The sequence below is a fragment of the Mycolicibacterium stellerae genome (assembly GCF_003719305.1).
Taxonomy (GTDB): domain Bacteria; phylum Actinomycetota; class Actinomycetes; order Mycobacteriales; family Mycobacteriaceae; genus Mycobacterium; species Mycobacterium stellerae.
In genome coordinates this window covers 128,465-146,076 of record NZ_RARC01000002.1, presented here as the reverse complement: position 1 = coordinate 146,076, position 17,612 = coordinate 128,465, and the positions used below count along the sequence as shown (strand labels likewise).

Genomic DNA, 17,612 nt, shown 5'->3' with positions numbered 1-17,612 from the left:
AGTTTGGAGGACCAGTGGCAGGACGTCCCGTGCACACCTTCGAGGTGCTGCGCACCGAGAACCTCACCGCACACATCGTTCGGGTGGTGCTCGGCGGCGGCGGATTCGACACCTTCACGCCCAACGACTACACCGACGCCTACGTCAAGATCGTGTTCGTCCGCGACGACGTCGACGTGAGCGCGCTGCCGCAGCCGCTGACACTCGACAGCTTCAACGAGTTGCCCGCCGAGCACCGGCCGACCGTTCGTACCTACACCGTGCGCAACGCCGATGCCGAGCGGCGTGAACTCACCATCGACTTCGTCGTGCACGGTGAGCACGGCGTGGCAGGTCCGTGGGCCTCGGCCGCCACGCCGGGAAAGCGCGCCTTCCTGATGGGCCCAAGTGGTGCGTACGCACCCGACCCCGCCGCCGACTGGCACCTGATCGCCGGTGACGAAGCGGCGCTACCCGCGATCAGCGCCGCGTTGGAGGCGTTGCCCGACAACGCTGTCGGCAAGGTCTTCATCGAGGTCGCCGGGCCGGAGGACGAGATCCCGCTTAAGGCGCCCGAAGGAGTCGGCGTGAACTGGATCTATCGCGGCGGGCGGGCCGACCTGGTGTCCGAGGACAGGGCCGGTGACCATGCACCGCTGATCGCGGCGGTCAAGGAGGCCAACTGGCTGCCCGGTCAGGTTCAGGTCTTCATCCACGGTGAAGCGCAGACGGTGATGCATAACCTACGGCCGTACATCCGCAAAGAACGCGGCGTGGAAGCGAAGTGGGCGAACTCGATTTCCGGGTATTGGCGGCGCGGCCGCACCGAGGAGACGTTCCGGCAGTGGAAACGCGAACTCGCCCAAGCCGAGGAAGGCGCCAACGCCTGAGCCTCGACCTGGCACGCTGATGCCATGGCGTTCGGTGACTACCAACTCGAGATCTACCTTCAGGGCCTGTCGGGGATCGTCCCGTCGCTGCCGATGGCGTACGCCGATTGGGAAGCCAAGGCCGAGGCCGCGATGCCGCCGTCGGTGTGGTCCTACGTCACCGGAGGGGCGGGAGACGAACGCACCCAGCGCGTCAACCGGACCGCGTTCGACAACTGGGGACTGATGCCGCGGATGTTCGTCGGCGCCAAGGAACGCGACCTGTCGATCAACCTTTTCGGCCTGACGTTGCCGTCGCCGGTTTTCATGGCGCCGATCGGGGTCATCGGGCTGTGCTCACAGGACGGGCACGGCGACCTGGCCACCGCCCGCGCCGCCGCGCGCACGGGTGTGCCGATGGTGATCTCGACGCTGACCGAAGACCCGATGGAAGACATCGCGGCCGAATTCGGCGACACCCCAGGCTTTTTCCAGCTCTACACGCCCACCGATCGCGACCTGGCCGCGAGCCTGGTGCAGCGCGCCGAAGCGGCCGGCTACAAGGGCGTCGTCGTCACCCTCGACACCTGGGTGCCCGGCTGGCGGCCCCGCGACCTGTCGACCTCCAACTTCCCGCAGTTGCGCGGCAAATGCCTGAGCAACTACACGAGCGACCCGGTGTTCCGGGCCAGCCTCGATCAGCCGCCCGAGCAGAACCCGCAGGCCACCGTGCTGCGCTGGGTGCAGGTCTTCGGCAATCCGCTGCGCTGGGACGATCTGCCGTGGCTGCGCTCGCTGACCAAGCTGCCGTTGATCGTGAAGGGCATCTGCCACCCCGACGATGCCCGGCGCGCGATCGACGGCGGTGTCGACGGCATCTACTGCAGCAATCACGGTGGGCGCCAGGCCAATGGCGGAATCCCCGCGATCGACTGCCTGCCCGGTGTCGTCGAAGCCGCGCAGGGGGTTCCTGTGCTTTTCGACTCCGGCATCCGCAGCGGCGCCGACATCATCAAGGCGCTGGCGCTCGGTGCCACCGCGGTGGGTATCGGGCGTCCGTACGCGTACGGGCTCGCGCTGGGCGGCACCGACGGCGTGGTCCACGTGCTGCGCTCGTTGTTGGCCGAGACCGACCTCATCATGGCCGTCGACGGCTATCCGACCCGCAAAGATCTCACTCCGGACACGCTTCGGCGCGTCATCTGAGTCGCCCCTTACTCGTCTGCCACGGTGGGCGAGTGCAGGCCATCCTCGAGGAGTTCGACGAGCATCTCGCTCTCGAGCGCGGCCGCTCCGACCACACCCGCCGCGCGTATCTCGGTGACCTACGGTCGCTTTTCGAATTCCTGTCGCAGCGGGCGCCGAATCCTCAGTTGAGCAGCCTGAGCCTGCCGGTGCTGCGGTCCTGGCTGGCCGCCCAGGCCGCCGCGGGTGTAGCGCGCACCACGCTCGCGCGCCGGACCTCCGCGGTGAAAACGTTCACCGCGTGGGCGACCCGGCGGGGGCTGCTGTCCACCGACCCGGCCAGCCGCCTTCAGGTGCCAAAGGCGCGGCGGACACTGCCGGCGGTGTTGCGTCAGGACCAGGCGCTGGATGCCATGGCTGCGGCCAATTCAGGTGCGCAACAAGGTGATCCGATGGCACTTCGGGATCGGCTCATCGTCGAGATGCTCTACGCCACCGGCATCAGGGTCAGCGAGCTGTGCGGCCTCGACGTCGACGACATCGATATGCCCCGGCGCCTTCTGCGTGTTCTCGGCAAGGGCAACAAACAACGCACAGTGCCGTTCGGCGAGCCGGCGCAGGCCGCATTGACGGCGTGGCTGACCGACGGCAGGCCCGCGCTGGCCACCAGCGATTCGGGACCTGCGCTACTGCTCGGTGCCCGCGGCCGTCGCCTCGATCAACGGCAGGCCCGCACCGTCGTGCACCAGACCGTCGCCGCTGTCGACGGAGCACCCGATATCGGGCCACACGGGCTGCGGCACAGCGCGGCCACCCACCTGCTCGAGGGCGGCGCGGATCTGCGCATCGTGCAGGAACTGCTCGGCCATTCGACGTTGGCCACCACGCAGCTCTACACGCATGTCACGGTTGCGCGGCTGCGGGCCGTGCACGACCAGGCCCACCCGCGCGCATGAAGCGATTTCGGCGCGCTCATCGACGCTCAGCGCACGTGAGCGCGCCGAAATCGCTACCAAAGGTCAAGTGCCGCAGAAGGTTTGATAGCAACCGAAGTCATCCGGGGCGGGTTCGGCATAGCGCTCGAACCCGGGTCGCTCGGTGTACGGGGATGTGATCGCGACCAGTAGTCGTTCGACGGGATCCATATCGCCGGCCGACGCAGCGGCGAGGGCCTCCTCGACGAGGTGATTGCGCGGGATGTAGACGGGGTTGAGGCCATCCATTCCGTCGGCGTCCGGCCCCAGCGCGAGCCAGCGGGCCACCCAGTCGTCGTCGAATGCCGGTGCCGCATCGCCACGAGCCGTCGCACTCAACCTGCGGAAGAACGACGTGAAGTCGACCTGGTCCCGTTCGAGGTGCGCCAGCAGATCGTCGGCGAGCTCCGCGACGACGCTGTCGTCGATGTCGTCGGGCAGGCCGAGCTTCCGCTGCATGCCCGCCGTCCACGCCGCCGCGTACTGCCGCGCGAAATCCTGCAGTGACGCGGTCGCCAGAGCGATCCCACGGTCCTGGTCGTCGGCGATCAGTGGCAGCAGCGCCTCTGCGAAGCGGGCGAGGTTCCAGCCGGCGACGGTCGGCTGATTGCCGTAGGCGTAGCGGCCGCGGGCGTCGATCGAGCTGAACACCGTCTTGGGATCGAAGGCGTCCATGAACGCACACGGCCCGTAGTCGATCGTCTCGCCCGCGATCGTCATGTTGTCGGTGTTCATCACCCCGTGCACGAACCCGACGAGCATCCACTGGGCGATGAGCCAGGCCTGTCCGGCGATGACCGCGTCGAGCAGCGCCAGGTACGGGTTGTCGGCGTCGGCGGCGGCGGGATAGTGCCTGGCGATCGCGTGGTCGGCGAGTCGGCGCAGAACGTCGAGTTCGCCTGCAGCAGAGACATATTCGAAGCTGCCGACGCGCAGGTGACTGGCGGCGACCCTGGCCAGGACGGCGCCGTCGAGCACCGTATCGCGTCGCACCGGGCGGCCGGTGGCCACGACGGACAGGGCGCGCGTGGTCGGGATGTGCATGGCGTGCATCGCTTCGCTGACGACGTATTCGCGCAACATCGGGCCGACGGCCGCCAAGCCGTCACCGCCGCGGGCGAACGGAGTGCGCCCCGAACCCTTGAGGTGCAGATCTCGCAGTCGGCCCCTGGTGTCGACGAGTTCGCCGAGCAGCAGCGCGCGCCCATCGCCGAGGCGGGGCACCCACCCGCCGAACTGATGGCCCGCATAGGCCTGGGCGACCGGTTCGGCGCCCGCGGGCACCCGGGTTCCCCCGAGTAGGCCCATCCCGTCGGCGCTGCGCAGCCATGCCGGATCGATTCCCAGCTCGGCCGAAAGCGGCTCGTTGAGGACAAGCAGTCGCGGCGCGGGGGTGGATTCCGCCTGCCAGCGCACCGCGAGCTCGGGCAGCTCAGTGGCGAATCGGTTGCCAAGGACAACCGTGGTTTCGGGAGCGACGCTCATCGCCGTCCAGCCTACGGACAGCTTCGGCCGGAGCGCCTCGCAGCGCGAGCGTGCGCAGTTGTACAGAGTTCCGCGGCGTGTCGTGTGCAGACACGCACGTTCGCGGTGCAAAGGTCAGCCGTGCAGCGGCTTGAGCCGGATGGGGGTCGTCACCAGCAACCCCAACGGGTCGACGTAATCGGCGTTGGCGGCGGGGCCCCACATCGCCCCCCAGTGCAGACAGGCCGGCGCCGGGCAGCCCTGGTGTCCGGGTGCCAGCTCGCCGAGTGCCTTGCCAGAAGCCACCAACTGCCCGGGCCGCACTGAAGCCAAAACCGGCTCGTAGCTGGTCCGCAGGCCACCGGGGTGGGCCACCGACACCACTGGCCGACCGGCGAGCTCCCCGGCGAACACCACCGTCCCTGGCCCTGCGGCGTACACCGGCTGACCGGGCGCTCCGGACAGGTCAACCCCGCGGTGTCCGCGCTGCCAGTTCGGCGACGGTGCATCAAACTCGCGCATAACCGCCGGTCGCGGCCGTAACGGCCAGGTCAGCCTGCCGTCGTCGGCCCTCACCGGCGCCGCGCACATGACCGCAAGCAGCACAATCACAGTCGCGAGTCGCATACGCCCAGCTCAGCGCGCCGCATCCGGTTCGGGAAGGTGTGAAGTGCTCACCTGGGGATCAGCCCGGCAGTGTGGACAAAGCACCTGTTGGCACGGTGTAAACTCAAATCCGCAATTCGCACCAGCGGATTGACTTCGCGCGCCTGCGCCGCAGCCCCGATCCACCAGGGTTGCACCAGCATGCCGGGCGGTCCCGACTGTAGAGAAATCAACATCGGGTCCGGCATGCAGCAGACGCTAGGGCCTGGTATCACCCGATGCCGGGCGGCAACCGACAACTGAAGGACAAAGCCAACCATGGCTGTCGTAACCATGAAGCAGCTGCTTGACAGCGGCACCCACTTCGGGCATCAGACCCGTCGCTGGAATCCCAAGATGAAGCGGTTCATCTTCACCGACCGCAACGGCATCTACATCATCGACCTGCAGCAGACGCTGACCTACATCGACAAGGCGTACGAGTTCGTCAAGGAGACCGTCGCGCACGGCGGGTCCATCATGTTCGTCGGCACCAAGAAGCAGGCGCAGGAGTCCATCGCCGAAGAGGCCACCCGCGTCGGCATGCCCTACGTGAACCAGCGCTGGCTGGGCGGCATGCTGACCAACTTCTCCACCGTGCACAAGCGCCTCCAGCGCCTCAAGGAGCTGGAGACCATGGAGCAGACCGGTGGCTTCGAGGGTCGCACCAAGAAGGAAATCCTGATGCTGACCCGGGAGAAGAACAAGCTGGAGCGCAGCCTCGGCGGTATCCGCGACATGGTCAAGGTGCCGTCGGCGATCTGGGTCGTCGACACCAACAAGGAGCACCTCGCCGTCGCGGAGGCCCGCAAGCTGAACATCCCGATCATCGCGATCCTGGACACCAACTGCGATCCCGATCTGGTCGACTACCCGATCCCCGGTAACGACGACGCGATCCGCTCGGCTGCGCTGCTCACCAAGGTGGTCGCTTCCGCGATCGCCGAGGGTCTGCAGGCCCGCGCGGGCGCGGGCGGTAACGGCGACAAGCCGGAGGCCGCCGGCGCCGAGCCGCTGGCCGAGTGGGAGCAGGAGCTGCTGGCCACCGCAACAAGCACCGTCGAGCCGGGCACGCCCGAGGCCGACGCGCAGACCGAACCGACGCCCCCGACGACCTCTTAGGAAACAAAAGACATGGCGAACTACACCGCTGCCGACGTCAAGCGACTGCGGGAACTGACCGGTGCAGGCATGCTCGACAGCAAGAACGCGCTTGTCGAAGCAGACGGCGATTTCGAAAAGGCTGTCGAGCTGCTTCGCATAAAGGGCGCCAAGGACGTCGGCAAGCGCGCCGAGCGGGCCACTGCCGAGGGTCTGGTCGCGGCCAAGGACGGCGCGCTGATCGAGCTGAACTCCGAGACCGACTTCGTCGCGAAGAACGCTGAATTCCAGGCGGTCGCCGATGAGATCGTCGCCGCCGCTGCATCATCCAAGGCCGCCGACGTCGACGCCCTCAAGGCAGCCAAGATTGGTGACACCACGGTCGAGCAGACGATCGCGGACCTGTCCGCGAAGATCGGCGAGAAGCTCGAGCTGCGTCGCGCCGTGTACTTCGACGGCACCGTCGAGACGTACCTGCACAAGCGGGCTGCCGATCTGCCGCCTGCGGTCGGTGTGCTCGTCGAGTACACGGGCTCCGACAAGGACGCCGCGCACGCCGTCGCGCTGCAGATCGCCGCGCTCAAGGCGAAGTACCTGACGCGTGACGAGGTGCCTGCCGACATCGTCGCCAACGAACGGCGCATCGCCGAAGAGACGGCGAAGGAGGAGGGCAAGCCCGAGCAGGCGCTGCCCAAGATCGTCGAAGGCCGCCTCAACGGCTTCTTCAAGGACATCGTGCTGCTCGATCAGCCGTCGGTGTCCGACAACAAGAAGACGGTCAAGGCGCTGCTCGACGAGGCGGGCGTGACCGTCACGCGGTTCACGCGCTTCGAGGTCGGCCAGGCCTGACCACCTGCTACGAGCGGCCCCGCGACTTTTCCGGCAATCCCGGAAACTGCGGGGCCGCTTTAGTTTGCTGTTTGTACGCTTCTGACCGACACCCCCGACACCCCGCCGGTGCCCCCTGAGATACGCCTTGATGGGCAGACATTCGGGCGGCGGGTCCTGATAGCACCACGCCACATCGTCGACGACGGTGTCGCCGAGCACCGCCGCCGGTGTACGTCGCGTTGCCCTGGTAATTGCAGTAGGTGCTGGTGTCGGCTCGCCTCAACATGTCGGTGCGAACCGCCGACGGATCGACATAGAGCCGAGGATCTCGCGGAACTAACCCCGACGTCCTCACGCACCATCTCATCACCCTTCAAATCGCTTGCAGCGAACACGTTTCCACAGCGCACCGAAGCCGGCCCAATACCCAATCGGGCGCGGGGCGATAGCTTCCGAGCATCACTGTCGGCCTACCGGCTGAGCTCGTCGGCGAGGACCTCGATGAGTCCATGTTCGACACCGTCGAGTGCTTGAACAGCGACCCTCGTGAGATTGGCTTTGTCGGACTCGAATTGGGTGGCCATGTTGGTGCCCATGTGCCCGACGTGCAGCGCCGTCACCGCAACGCCATCGGGCTCGAGTTCGGCCCGTACGGCGTTGGTTTGAGCCCACAGGGCGGTTCTGGCAAGGGCGTATGCATCAGCTCCACCTCGGGGATGCAACCACGACCGCACCGAGACGATATTCAGGATGGCGCTCGGTGCGTTGGCGATGAGGTGTGGCGCAACCGCCCGGGTCACGGTGAGCGTACCGAAGTAGTGGCTGTCCATCAATGCGCGGATGTCCTCTATGTTGCCGTCGAGAAGCGATGCGACGCCGTAGGTTCCGACATTGTTGACCAGCAGCGTAGTGTCGCGCGCCGCGTGCGCGGCGGCTGTCACGGAGGCGGGGTCGGTGATGTCGATCTGAAGTGGCACGACTCCTGGTGTTGTCATGCCATTGGGGGCGCCGACGGCGCCGTAGACCTTGGCTGCGCCGCGACGCAGCAGTTCCTCGGTCAGTCGGCGTCCCAGCTCGCGGTCGGCGCCAGTCACTAGGCAAACCGATCCCTGGATCTGCATATCTGTCTCCTTCTGCCGTTTCTACTCGGGTATGCGTGGGACTGCCAGCCGGACAGTTGATCCCAGAAGGGGTTGAGGACTTGGCGGCTCGTTATGGGTCTGGGCGACCCCACCACCGACCGAATCTGTGCAGCACATCGAGTTGTCCGCCGGCACGCGGGGATTCACGGTGTAACCGCGCGGCGTCGCGAAGCGGAATGCGTCGGCGCCGGGGTCACTGCGTACATACGACGTCGGAAGGCCGCCTTTCATTCCCTCATTCAGCATCAGTGCTCACTACCTGTGGGTGCTGCCCGGCAATTGCACGAGCCGAAGGCTTTCGGTGCCGGTGCGCAATGAAAAATACTGGCGCGCAGGCGGCTAGTCTCGAGATCCCCGCCACTGCCGGGCCTTACGTCATTCACATCGACGACTAGGTGCGGGATCCGCGGCCTCATTCCGCTTCATCTCCCGCGTCGCGGCATCTTAAGAAGCGATGGCCAAATAGCCTGCTGGGGAGCGTTTCTCGGCTGTGACCACGGGGACGGAGATCTCGGTGGCGTAGTGAGCGGATACTCGCCGAGTAGTGGCGTGACTACCAGCCCTAGGGTCCGCTCGGTCTGGCCGGGCCGGTAGGTGGTTGAGACGGCGGACCGCGTGGGGCGAGTGAGGAGCGGGCACCGCGATCCTTGCGAAATAGGCTGACAACCAACCGATCTCCCACGGGTCATGTTAACTCCCTGTGGTTTGGCTTGGGAAACGCTGGAGCGGCGGTTTCTAGATTACGATCGTTATTCTAACGTCGATCACAACCCGGTCGGTACCTCGGCGACCCGCGCCAGCGCGTCTCCTATCCACGAAAGGAAAGTCCATGGCGAGTCAACAAGCAGTCGACTTCAAGAATCTCTTGGCAGAGCTGAGCCGTCGAGCGGCTAATCCCAACTTCGAACTGTCTACGATTCGTGATGTCGCCGAGAACATTCATGTGGCAACGAAAGAACCCGAAGGTGTCACCTATGCGGAGGTGGACGCAGGTGGGGTAGAGGCGATGTGGTGCATCCCCGAAGGCGCCGCGTCAGACGCGGCGATCGTGCACACCCACATGGGTGGAAGTGTGCTCATGTCCATGCACTCCGACCGAAAGGCCGCTGCGCACATCGCGAAAGCAGCGGGTGTGCGGTCGCTGGTGCTGAACTTCCGCCGTTCACCCGAGCACAAGTATCCGGCGCAGGTCGAGGACGTTTGCAATGCCTACTACTGGCTGCTGGAGCGGGGCTACAAGCACGACAAAATCGCCAGCGTCGGCCACTCAATCGGCGGCTACCTCGCGATCGCCCTGGCACTTCGACTGCGTGATCGCGGGGAGGCGCCGCCTGCGTCGATCCTGTCGATCTCTCCGTGGACCGATATCACGCTGTCGGGCGCATCGATCGACACCAACGCCGATCGCGACAAGCTGCTGTCACGCGATTTGATGGAACTCTTCCGCTCATGCTGGCTCGATGGGACGGACGTGGAATGGACTGATCCCCAGGTCAATCTGCTCGAGGCCACGCTATCCGATCTACCGCCCATCGCCGTCTACTACGGCGAGCACGAACTACTTGCCTCCGACGCCATCGCCTTCTCGGCCCGGGCGAAGAAGGCAGGAAACGCGATCACCGTGCGACAGGTCGATGAGGGCCAGCACTCCTTCATCATCGGTGCCGGGCGCGTTCCCGAAGTCGATCAAGCGATCGCAGAGATGGGCAGCTGGTTGCGCACCACTCTCGGACTCCGATCCGCCGTCGCCTAGCCGAGACTGACACCGATCGAATAGGGCAAACCGTGCCGGACAGAAATTACACCCTGGGTCACTCTAACCGCGAGATTCAACGTCTCCAGCGACAAGCGGAAATGCTGAGACCCATCACGGAGCGACTGCTGGTCAGCGCCGGTGTCGAGAGCGGCATGCGTGTTCTCGACATCGGCTGCGGCCCAGGAGATGTCTCTATGTTGATCGCTGATCTTGTCGGTCCGGCGGGACAGGTCATCGGCATCGATCCCAGCGCAAAAGCAATCGATACCGCCCGCCTGCGGTGCGTTCAACTCGGCCGCAGCAATGTCGAGTTCTTGGTGGACAGGGTCGACACCTACGACGCCTCAGCGACGTTCGATGCTGCGGTATGCCGATACGTCCTTATCCATCAGGTGGACCCAAGCGAGTTCCTCCGGGCGACTAGGCGACTTGTCCGCCCCGGTGGCGTCATAGCGCTTCACGAAATGGACATCACGCGCGGGATCCAGTCCTACCCGCGGGTGCCGCGACTGCATGAGATCTACGACGCCGTGACCGACACCCTCCTACGGGCAGGCGGCGCTTTCGACGTCGGCGGACGACTCGTGCGGGTATTCGCCGATGCCGGGCTGCCGCCACCGAAGCTGTTCTCCCAGACGCTCGTCGAAGGCGGCGAAGACACCGCGCTGTTGCCATGGATGATGGAGTTGGCCCGGGAAGTCTGTCCCCAAGTATTTGCCGACGGTACCGAAGCCGAAATACAGGCTCAGATCGACACAATGGCTGATCTCATGCAGAGCGCTGCATGCGAGATGAACAGTCAGATCGAGTTTGTTCCGCAGACGTGTGCCTGGACTCGCGTATGAGCAGCGATATGCTCGACGTCATCGACAAGGGGGAGGCGAGCCGAAGCCACCCGCATCCAATTCTGTTCGTACACGGCGCCTGGCATGCCGGCTGGTGTTGGGAAGAGCACTTCCTCGACCACTTCGTCGAACGCGGGTTCCGTGTCCTGGCGCCGAGCCTGCGCGGCCACGGACGCAGCCCAACGAGCAAGCCCCTCCGGGTCTGCTCAGTTTCGGATTACGTCAGCGATATCTGCTCTGTCATCGAGACGCTCTCCTCAACCCCCGTCCTGGTGGGGCATTCCCTGGGGGGATTCGTGGTCCAGAAGTATCTCGAGACACGTGATGCAGCCGCCGCAGTCTTGATTGCTTCCACGCCGCCCCGTGGCGGCCAGCTGCGTTCCCTGTTGAGATCGATTCGTCGGTATCCTTGGCGCTCAACAAAATTCACGTGTACCGGTAACCCATCGGATCTATGCAGAACATCGGCCGATGTGCGGGAATTATTCTTCAGCGATCAGGCATCCGATCGCGTGGTTGAGGAGTTCGCAGCGCGGATGAGCTCAGATAGTAGCCGGGTGATTCTTTTCGACACGGTGATCGGCAATCTGGTCAGAACTCGCCGGAATCGCACCCCGATGTTGGTCCTCGGCGGAGAGGCGGACCGGGTCTACACACCCGACGATGTGCGTCGCACCGCCGCCGCTTACAACACGGAACCATTGATCCTTCCCGGCATGGGACACGAGGTGATGCTCGAACCCGGTTGGCAGGTTGCCGCCGACCACATCGAATCCTGGTTGGCCAGGCACGGACTCTGACATCGAGAGTGGAACACAATGAATTTCGCCAGTCCCTTCCCTGACATCCTCGTACCCGCCTCGGCGTGACAGATCGATATCTCGTGAAGAGATTTCGAGGGTATTCGTCGTCATCCAGCCGTCGGTGCAACTGACAACGGTTGCGACGATGGAGTTCATTGGCCGGACAAATTCGGTCTACAGAAGGATTGGAGATGTGAAGTTCATCGACGGCCTTCCGAAATCCGCAGCGGACGAAACATCGGCAACGAACTCGAGCGGCGCCGAGTACTTCTGGAATGTTCCGACGATGGCAGGAATACCCGAGACGACATATGCCCGAAGTGGTAACGCGCACTTGGCCTATCAGGTTGTCGGTGACCGCGGGCCCGATCTGCTCTTCATCCCAACTGCATTGACTCCGATTGACTTGCTCTGGGACGAGCCTACTGTCGCTGCATATCTTCGACGTCTGGCGTCGTTCAGTCGCCTCATCACAACCGATCTCCTTGGGGTCGGCAGCTCCGACGCAGTGTCGACCGGGGATCTGCCCGCGTTGCAGTCATGGATAGACGGACTCATCGCGGTGCTCGATGCGGCGGGAAGTGAGTGCGCCACCGTGTTCGCGACGGCCGAATCCGCTCTCCCCGCGATGTTGTTGACCGCGAGCCATCCCCATCGCGTTCGCTCCCTTGTCCTGTGGGGCGCCTTTGCGCGCTTCTCCAGAGGGCCGGGCTACCCGTTCGGCATGCCGGGGCCGACGCTCAGCAAATATGTGGATGCCGTTGGCAAAGCCTTCGGCAGCGGCGCTATCGCGGATGTGTTGGCGCCCAGCTGGATTGATCACGGCCAACGGCGACGTTGGTGGGCGCGCGGCGAGCGTGTCTCTGGTGGTCCCGGATACTTCAAGCAGATTTTCGATCTGTATATGCGCAGTGACGTGCGACCAGCGCTCGACAGTATTCAATCGTCAACACTTCTGTTGCAGCGCCGCGGTGATCGCCATGTATGCGCGGATCATGGGCGGTATCTTGCCAAGCAGATCCCTCACGCCCGCCTACTGAATCTGGAAGGCGAAGATCACATGTGGTTCGCCGGTGACGCTGATGTTGCGCTTGACGAGATCGAGGCCTTCGTCACCGGGAGGCGCAGTGTCGCCGTGAGCGACAGGGTGCTGGCTACCGTCCTGTTCACCGACATCGTCGAATCGACCTCGCTCGCAGCGGCGCTCGGCGACGAAGCGTGGACCTCAGCGCTTCGCGAGCACAACCTCGTCGTTGAAACGCACGTTACCGGCTGGAAAGGAAAGGTCGTGAAGTTCACCGGCGATGGTGTTTTCGCCACCTTCGACGGACCCGCGCGAGCGATTTCGTGCGCGTGTGCGATTCGAGATTCAATGCGAGAGCTTGGGCTCACGATTCGTGTCGGGATGCATACCGGTGAGGTCGCGATGGTCGACAATGACGCGCATGGCATTGCCGTGCACATCGCTGCGCGGATCATGGCACTTGCGCAACCGGGAGAGGTGTTGGTCTCCGAAGCCGTACCGCCCCTGGTGCTCGGATCGCGCATCACATTCAGCGATCGCGGGCATCACGAGCTCAAGGGCGTGCCGGGCCGCTGGGACGTACTTGCGGTCCAGGGTGCGCCTTGAGGGTGGCGACCTGGATATCGCGCGGTCCTCGGTTTGAGAGTCTCTTACTTGACTGGACTCAGCAGCCTTTCGGCCGTGCGCCGGGCCGAGTCGACGACTGCCGTTTGCGCGGTGGCGTTCGACATGGCGCGCGCGATCGAGATTGCTCCCACCATGAGCGACAGAATGCTCCAGGCCCTTTGCTCACGGCCCCGTCGCGGCCCGTCAAGGCTGTCCGCGATCCGGGCTGCCCAGGCGGTGAGCTTTCGTTCGTACGCTACGCGTGTTGACGCCCCCGCCCGCCCGACGTCAACGCTCAGCGCCGCTGTGGGGCAACCCTCGCTGGGGTTCGCAACGTGGGGAATCGTGAGGTACTCGTCAAGGAATTGTCTTATCTCTCTTCGCAATTCAACTTTGTCTGCGGTCTCGGTGTCCGAGAGAAACGGTTCACCAACAGCGGTCTCGACAATCGCCTCGAGCATCTCTTCCTTGTTCGCGAAGTTCGAATAGAACGCTCCTGAGGTGACACCCGCCGCAGCCGCAAGGCCATCTACGCCTATCCCGTTGAAGCCCGCCGCCTTCATCGATCGCATGCCTGCCTGTAATAGCGCGCGGCGCGCCTTGGCCTTCTGATCCGGTGGATATCGCATATCTTCCTCGTCAAATGTGCTGTCAGTGTTTTCACAACAAACACTGCTATTGGATAGCCATCGCTATTGTACAGCGGGCCGCAGTGGCAGGGGCCGCAACTTCGGCGCTCTGGCTACATCGGCGGATCTATCGGGTCACCACCTTGACACCCTCACACCTATGAAATAGAGTTCGTTATATCACGATCGTGATCCTATGGTATTTCCCGTCTGGGTCAAGCACGCGACATCGCGCGGTTCGTCGATGACTACTTCGCAGAACCCCCACGAAGCCCAAGCGATCGGGATGCCGACACTGATGTCGATGGATTGCCAGACCTCCGTGGCCGAACGCGGACCGGACAAGCGGCTCCGAGTTCTCGCGCCAGCACTAGACAGGAGCATCACCAGATGAGCACCATCAGTGACGGTTTCACCGAGTTCTTCTCGGCGTCCAACGCCACGCCGCATTTCGATTTCATCGTGTGCGGGTCCGGCTCATCGGGATCGGTTGTGGCAGGCCGGCTCGCCGCACACCCCGACGTCAGCGTGCTCTTGCTCGAAGCCGGAGGGGATGACGAGACACCGCCCGTTCGGATGGCCGCCCAGTGGCCGTTGAACTTAGGCACGGAGCGGGACTGGAACTTCCATGCCAGCCCTGGCAGGTGGGTGAACGGCCGCTCGGTACCGATGTCGATGGGAAAGGTTCTGGGCGGCGGGTCGAGTATCAACACCATGATTTGGGCCTGGGGGCACCGCAACGACTGGGATTACTTCGCCGCACAGTCTGGCGATCCGGCTTGGGGGTACGAATCTGTGCTCGACATCTACCGCCGCATCGAGGATTGGCACGGCGCGACCGACCCCCGGTACCGGGGAACAGGTGGTCCCGTGTTCGTCCAGACGGCGCCCGACCCCCACCCGATCGCCTACGCCGCGGTTGAAAGCGCGAAATCAGCCGGTATCCCCACCTTCGACAGCCACAACGGCGAGATGATGGAACGCTCCGGCGGTGCGTCGATTCTCGACCTGCGCGTACGTGATGGATACCGCGAATCCGCCTACCGCTCATATGTCCACCCGTACCGCGGTCAACCCAATCTGACGGTGCTTTCAGGGGCGCTGGTTACCAGGCTGGTACTGGACGGCACCACCGTCAGCGGTGTGGAATTCGTTCACGGCGGCGCGACCTACCGTGCCGATGCAGGCAGCGACGTGGTGCTTTCCCTGGGCGCGATCAACACCCCCAAACTCCTCATGCAGTCCGGCATTGGCGAAGACGTCCACCTTCGTCAGCACGGCATACCAATCGTTCAGCACCTGCCGGGAGTGGGCCAAAACTTCCAGGACCACGTCGGGTTCGACTGCCTGTGGGAATCCGCCGAGCCGATCACCCCACACAACAACGGCGTGGAGGCAACCTACTTTTGGCGCAGCGACACGAGCCTGGACTCCCCAGATTTGCAGACATGCCAAGCGCAATTCGCCAAATCGTCCAGCCCGGAGAACACTAGGCGATTCAGCCCGCCCGAAGCCGGCTGGAACCTGTTCCCCGGACTGGTGCAAGCCAAGAGCCGCGGCGAGATTCGACTGACCGGTGCAAGGCCGAGCGATCCGGTCGACATCGACGCCAACTTCCTGTCACACCCCGACGATGTCCAAGCGGCGATTACCGCTGTGGAGCTGGCCAGAGAAATTGGGAACTCAGCAGAGCTGAGACCGTTCACCAAACGCGAAATCATGCCCGGCCCCCTCAAAGGCGCCGAACTGGAACGGTTCGTCAGGGACGCGGCCTCAACCTACTGGCACCAATCCGGCACCGCCAAGATGGGCACCGACGCCCTGGCTGTCGTTGACGGGCGTCTGAAGGTGTACGGAATCAATGGGCTTCGGATCGCCGATGCTTCCATCATGCCACGGGTGACCACCGGAAACACTCAAGCTCCCTGTGTGGTCATCGGCGAACGAGCAGTCGACATCCTGCGCGCCGACCACGCTCTTCCGGTGGCTCCTCAATCCACCTCGGAAAGTTGAGCGTGACGCCGCCACCGACATATCCCTCGGCGCGGTACATCTAAGGAAGTCCAAGAATCAACCGAACAACTGTCAAACCTCACCCGACGTCATACAAGTGGGAGGTGCCGGCCGTCGGATACAGGTTGGCCCACTGTTGCACCCGATAGCGGCGCCCTCGGACGGCGGCGATGCCAGCCCGCATCGCCTCACCAAGGCGCACCAACCAGAGGTTACGGCCTAACCGGCAGCGGTACGACTTGGTACCGTCACTGAATGGCCCGTATTGACGCCTTCGGCGACGACGCCCTCGGCGACCATGACGCAGTAGGTCTCGTCGACGCGCTCCGCGCGGGCGACGTCTCGGCGGCAGAGCTCGTCGAGGCGGCGATCGCCCGCACCGAGGCGGTCAACCCGGCGTTGAACGGTCTCGCGTACGAGGCGTTCGACCGTGCGCGCGGCCGTGCCGACGCGGCGCGCCCTTACGGCGGCTACTTCGACGGCGTGCCGACCTTCATCAAGGACAACGTCGCCGTCGCGGGCATGCCGACGATGGAGGGCACCGACGCGTGGGAGCCACGGCCGATGCGGGCCGACGGTGCATTCGCGCGGGTCTTTCTGTCCACTGGCCTTGTGCCGCTGGGCAAGACCCAGATGTCGGAGTTCGGCTTCAGCGGATCGGCTGAACATCCGCGGATCGGGCCCGTTCGGAATCCGTGGAACACCGACCACACCGCAGGCGCGTCCTCGTCGGGGGCCGGTGCGTTCGTCGCGGCTGGCGTGGTGCCCATCGCACACGCCAACGACGGCGGTGGCTCTATTCGAATCCCGGCGGCATGCAACGGGCTTGTCGGTCTGAAGCCCACAAGGGGTCGGCTGCCGCTCGACGAAAAAGCCGCCCAGATGCCGCTGCACCTCGTCGCCAACGGGGTGGTCAGCCGGTCTGTCCGCGATACCGCGGCGTTCCTGCGCGAGGCGGAGCGCGCGTACAGCAACCCGAAACTACCTCCCGTCGGGGATGTCACCCACCCGGGTAAGCAGCGGCTGCACATCGCGGTTTGTACGAAATCCGTTGTGAGGGAGGCAAGCCCGGAAGTCCGGGAGTTGACCCTCAAGGCGGCGGCGCTGCTGGAGGAGCTCGGACACAAAGTAACCGAGATCGACAACCCGGTGCCGGCCCGCTTCAAGGACGACTTCCTTCTCTACTGGCAGTTCCTCGCGTTCGCCATCGTGCGCGGTGGACGTCGGATGGTCGGGCCGAGCTTCGACCGGACCAAGTTGGACAATCTGACGCTGGGTCTCGATCGCGGTGCGGCGCGGAGTCTATACAAGCTGCCGCTGGCGATCGCGCGATTGTCGGCATCACGACGGGTCACTGCCCGACTGTCGGCGACCTTCGATGCGGTGCTCATGCCGACGCTTGCTCACGAGACGCCGCGCATCGGCCACCTCGATCCGACCGCCCCTTATGAACAGATCATGGACCGGCTGATGGACTGGGTGGCCTTCACGCCGCTGCAGAACGCGACCGGCGACCCGGCGATCTCGCTTCCGCTCGCGGAATCGGCCGCGGGTCTTCCGGTCGGAATGATGCTGTCCACGGTGAGGGGCAACGAAACCCGACTTCTTGAACTGGCCTATGAGCTCGAAGCGGCTCGGCCCTGGTCGCGCATCAACGGATAAGACAACGAAATCCGTTGCGTATTGGACACAGCGCCGTAACGGGAACCCGCCTGAGTTAACAACGCCGACATTCAGCGTGGAAGT

At 64.5% G+C, this 17,612-nt stretch carries 16 protein-coding genes and 1 pseudogene; 11 read left to right on the top strand and 6 right to left on the bottom strand.

Annotated elements, in window-relative coordinates; all coding sequences use genetic code 11:
* Window positions 1–14 precede the first annotated feature (14 nt).
* The 3 genes from D6M19_RS03530 to D6M19_RS03520 are packed head-to-tail and all read left to right on the top strand — an operon-like array spanning window position 15 to window position 2,989.
* A complete protein-coding gene (locus D6M19_RS03530; RefSeq protein ID WP_123023789.1) occupies window positions 15–869 on the top strand; it encodes a siderophore-interacting protein in 855 nt (284 codons plus the stop codon).
* Window positions 870–893: 24 nt separating this feature from the next.
* On the top strand, window positions 894–2,054 hold the full coding sequence (locus D6M19_RS03525) for a lactate 2-monooxygenase (RefSeq protein ID WP_123023788.1): 1,161 nt from the start codon (window positions 894–896) through the stop codon (window positions 2,052–2,054).
* A 32-nt stretch (window positions 2,055–2,086) separates the two neighbouring features.
* Complete coding sequence (locus D6M19_RS03520; protein ID WP_123023787.1) at window positions 2,087–2,989, top strand: tyrosine recombinase XerC; 903 nt, start codon at window positions 2,087–2,089, stop codon at window positions 2,987–2,989.
* 63 nt (window positions 2,990–3,052) lie between these two features.
* Here the strand turns inward: D6M19_RS03520 and D6M19_RS03515 are convergent, their stop codons facing one another.
* Together D6M19_RS03515 and D6M19_RS03510 are read right to left on the bottom strand one after the other, a co-directional pair.
* Window positions 3,053–4,492 (bottom strand): protein adenylyltransferase SelO, encoded by a 1,440-nt coding sequence (locus D6M19_RS03515; RefSeq protein ID WP_123023786.1) that lies wholly within the window; start codon window positions 4,490–4,492, stop codon window positions 3,053–3,055.
* Window positions 4,493–4,606: 114 nt separating this feature from the next.
* A complete protein-coding gene (locus D6M19_RS03510) occupies window positions 4,607–5,098 on the bottom strand; it encodes a M23 family metallopeptidase (protein ID WP_123023785.1) in 492 nt (163 codons plus the stop codon).
* Between the two features lie 297 nt (window positions 5,099–5,395).
* Between D6M19_RS03510 and rpsB the strand changes: the two genes are divergently transcribed.
* Window positions 5,396–6,238, top strand: coding sequence for a 30S ribosomal protein S2 (gene rpsB, locus D6M19_RS03505; RefSeq protein WP_123023784.1), 843 nt, complete (start codon window positions 5,396–5,398; stop codon window positions 6,236–6,238).
* A gap of 12 nt (window positions 6,239–6,250) precedes the next feature.
* Window positions 6,251–7,066 carry a translation elongation factor Ts gene (tsf, locus tag D6M19_RS03500; RefSeq protein WP_123023783.1) on the top strand — a complete coding sequence of 272 codons (816 nt, stop codon included), beginning with the start codon at window positions 6,251–6,253 and terminating at the stop codon, window positions 7,064–7,066.
* 117 nt (window positions 7,067–7,183) lie between these two features.
* Here the strand turns inward: tsf and D6M19_RS03495 are convergent.
* Together D6M19_RS03495 and D6M19_RS03490 are read right to left on the bottom strand one after the other, a co-directional pair.
* Window positions 7,184–7,373, bottom strand: a pseudogene (locus D6M19_RS03495) (DUF427 domain-containing protein); the annotation flags it as partial.
* Between the two features lie 145 nt (window positions 7,374–7,518).
* Window positions 7,519–8,169, bottom strand: coding sequence for an SDR family oxidoreductase (locus D6M19_RS03490; RefSeq protein ID WP_123023782.1), 651 nt, complete (start codon window positions 8,167–8,169; stop codon window positions 7,519–7,521).
* 850 nt (window positions 8,170–9,019) lie between these two features.
* Between D6M19_RS03490 and D6M19_RS03485 the strand changes: the two genes are divergently transcribed.
* The 4 genes from D6M19_RS03485 (at window position 9,020) to D6M19_RS03470 (ending at window position 13,224) form a co-directional block, all read left to right on the top strand.
* On the top strand, window positions 9,020–9,943 hold the full coding sequence (locus tag D6M19_RS03485) for an alpha/beta hydrolase fold domain-containing protein (protein WP_123023781.1): 924 nt from the start codon (window positions 9,020–9,022) through the stop codon (window positions 9,941–9,943).
* 101 nt (window positions 9,944–10,044) lie between these two features.
* Complete coding sequence (locus D6M19_RS03480; protein WP_123023780.1) at window positions 10,045–10,791, top strand: class I SAM-dependent methyltransferase; 747 nt, start codon at window positions 10,045–10,047, stop codon at window positions 10,789–10,791.
* A gap of 8 nt (window positions 10,792–10,799) precedes the next feature.
* The gene (locus D6M19_RS03475) at window positions 10,800–11,591 is read left to right on the top strand and encodes an alpha/beta hydrolase (protein WP_206428438.1); all 792 of its coding nucleotides are present in this window, start codon (window positions 10,800–10,802) and stop codon (window positions 11,589–11,591) included.
* Window positions 11,592–11,787: 196 nt separating this feature from the next.
* Window positions 11,788–13,224, top strand: a complete 1,437-nt coding sequence (locus D6M19_RS03470) for an adenylate/guanylate cyclase domain-containing protein (RefSeq protein ID WP_234834686.1) — start codon at window positions 11,788–11,790, stop codon at window positions 13,222–13,224.
* Window positions 13,225–13,268: 44 nt separating this feature from the next.
* Here D6M19_RS03470 and D6M19_RS03465 read toward each other — a convergent pair whose 3' ends face one another.
* A complete protein-coding gene (locus D6M19_RS03465) occupies window positions 13,269–13,853 on the bottom strand; it encodes a TetR/AcrR family transcriptional regulator (protein WP_123023778.1) in 585 nt (194 codons plus the stop codon).
* Window positions 13,854–14,243: 390 nt separating this feature from the next.
* Between D6M19_RS03465 and D6M19_RS03460 the strand changes: the two genes are divergently transcribed.
* Complete coding sequence (locus tag D6M19_RS03460) at window positions 14,244–15,866, top strand: GMC family oxidoreductase (protein ID WP_123023777.1); 1,623 nt, start codon at window positions 14,244–14,246, stop codon at window positions 15,864–15,866.
* 79 nt (window positions 15,867–15,945) lie between these two features.
* Here the strand turns inward: D6M19_RS03460 and D6M19_RS35075 are convergent, their stop codons facing one another.
* Window positions 15,946–16,068 carry a hypothetical protein gene (locus D6M19_RS35075; RefSeq protein ID WP_268812296.1) on the bottom strand — a complete coding sequence of 41 codons (123 nt, stop codon included), beginning with the start codon at window positions 16,066–16,068 and terminating at the stop codon, window positions 15,946–15,948.
* A 53-nt stretch (window positions 16,069–16,121) separates the two neighbouring features.
* Between D6M19_RS35075 and D6M19_RS03455 the strand changes: the two genes are divergently transcribed.
* Entirely contained in the window at window positions 16,122–17,528 is a 1,407-nt protein-coding gene (locus D6M19_RS03455; protein ID WP_123023776.1) for an amidase, read from the top strand.
* The last annotated feature ends 84 nt before the right edge of the window (window positions 17,529–17,612 follow it).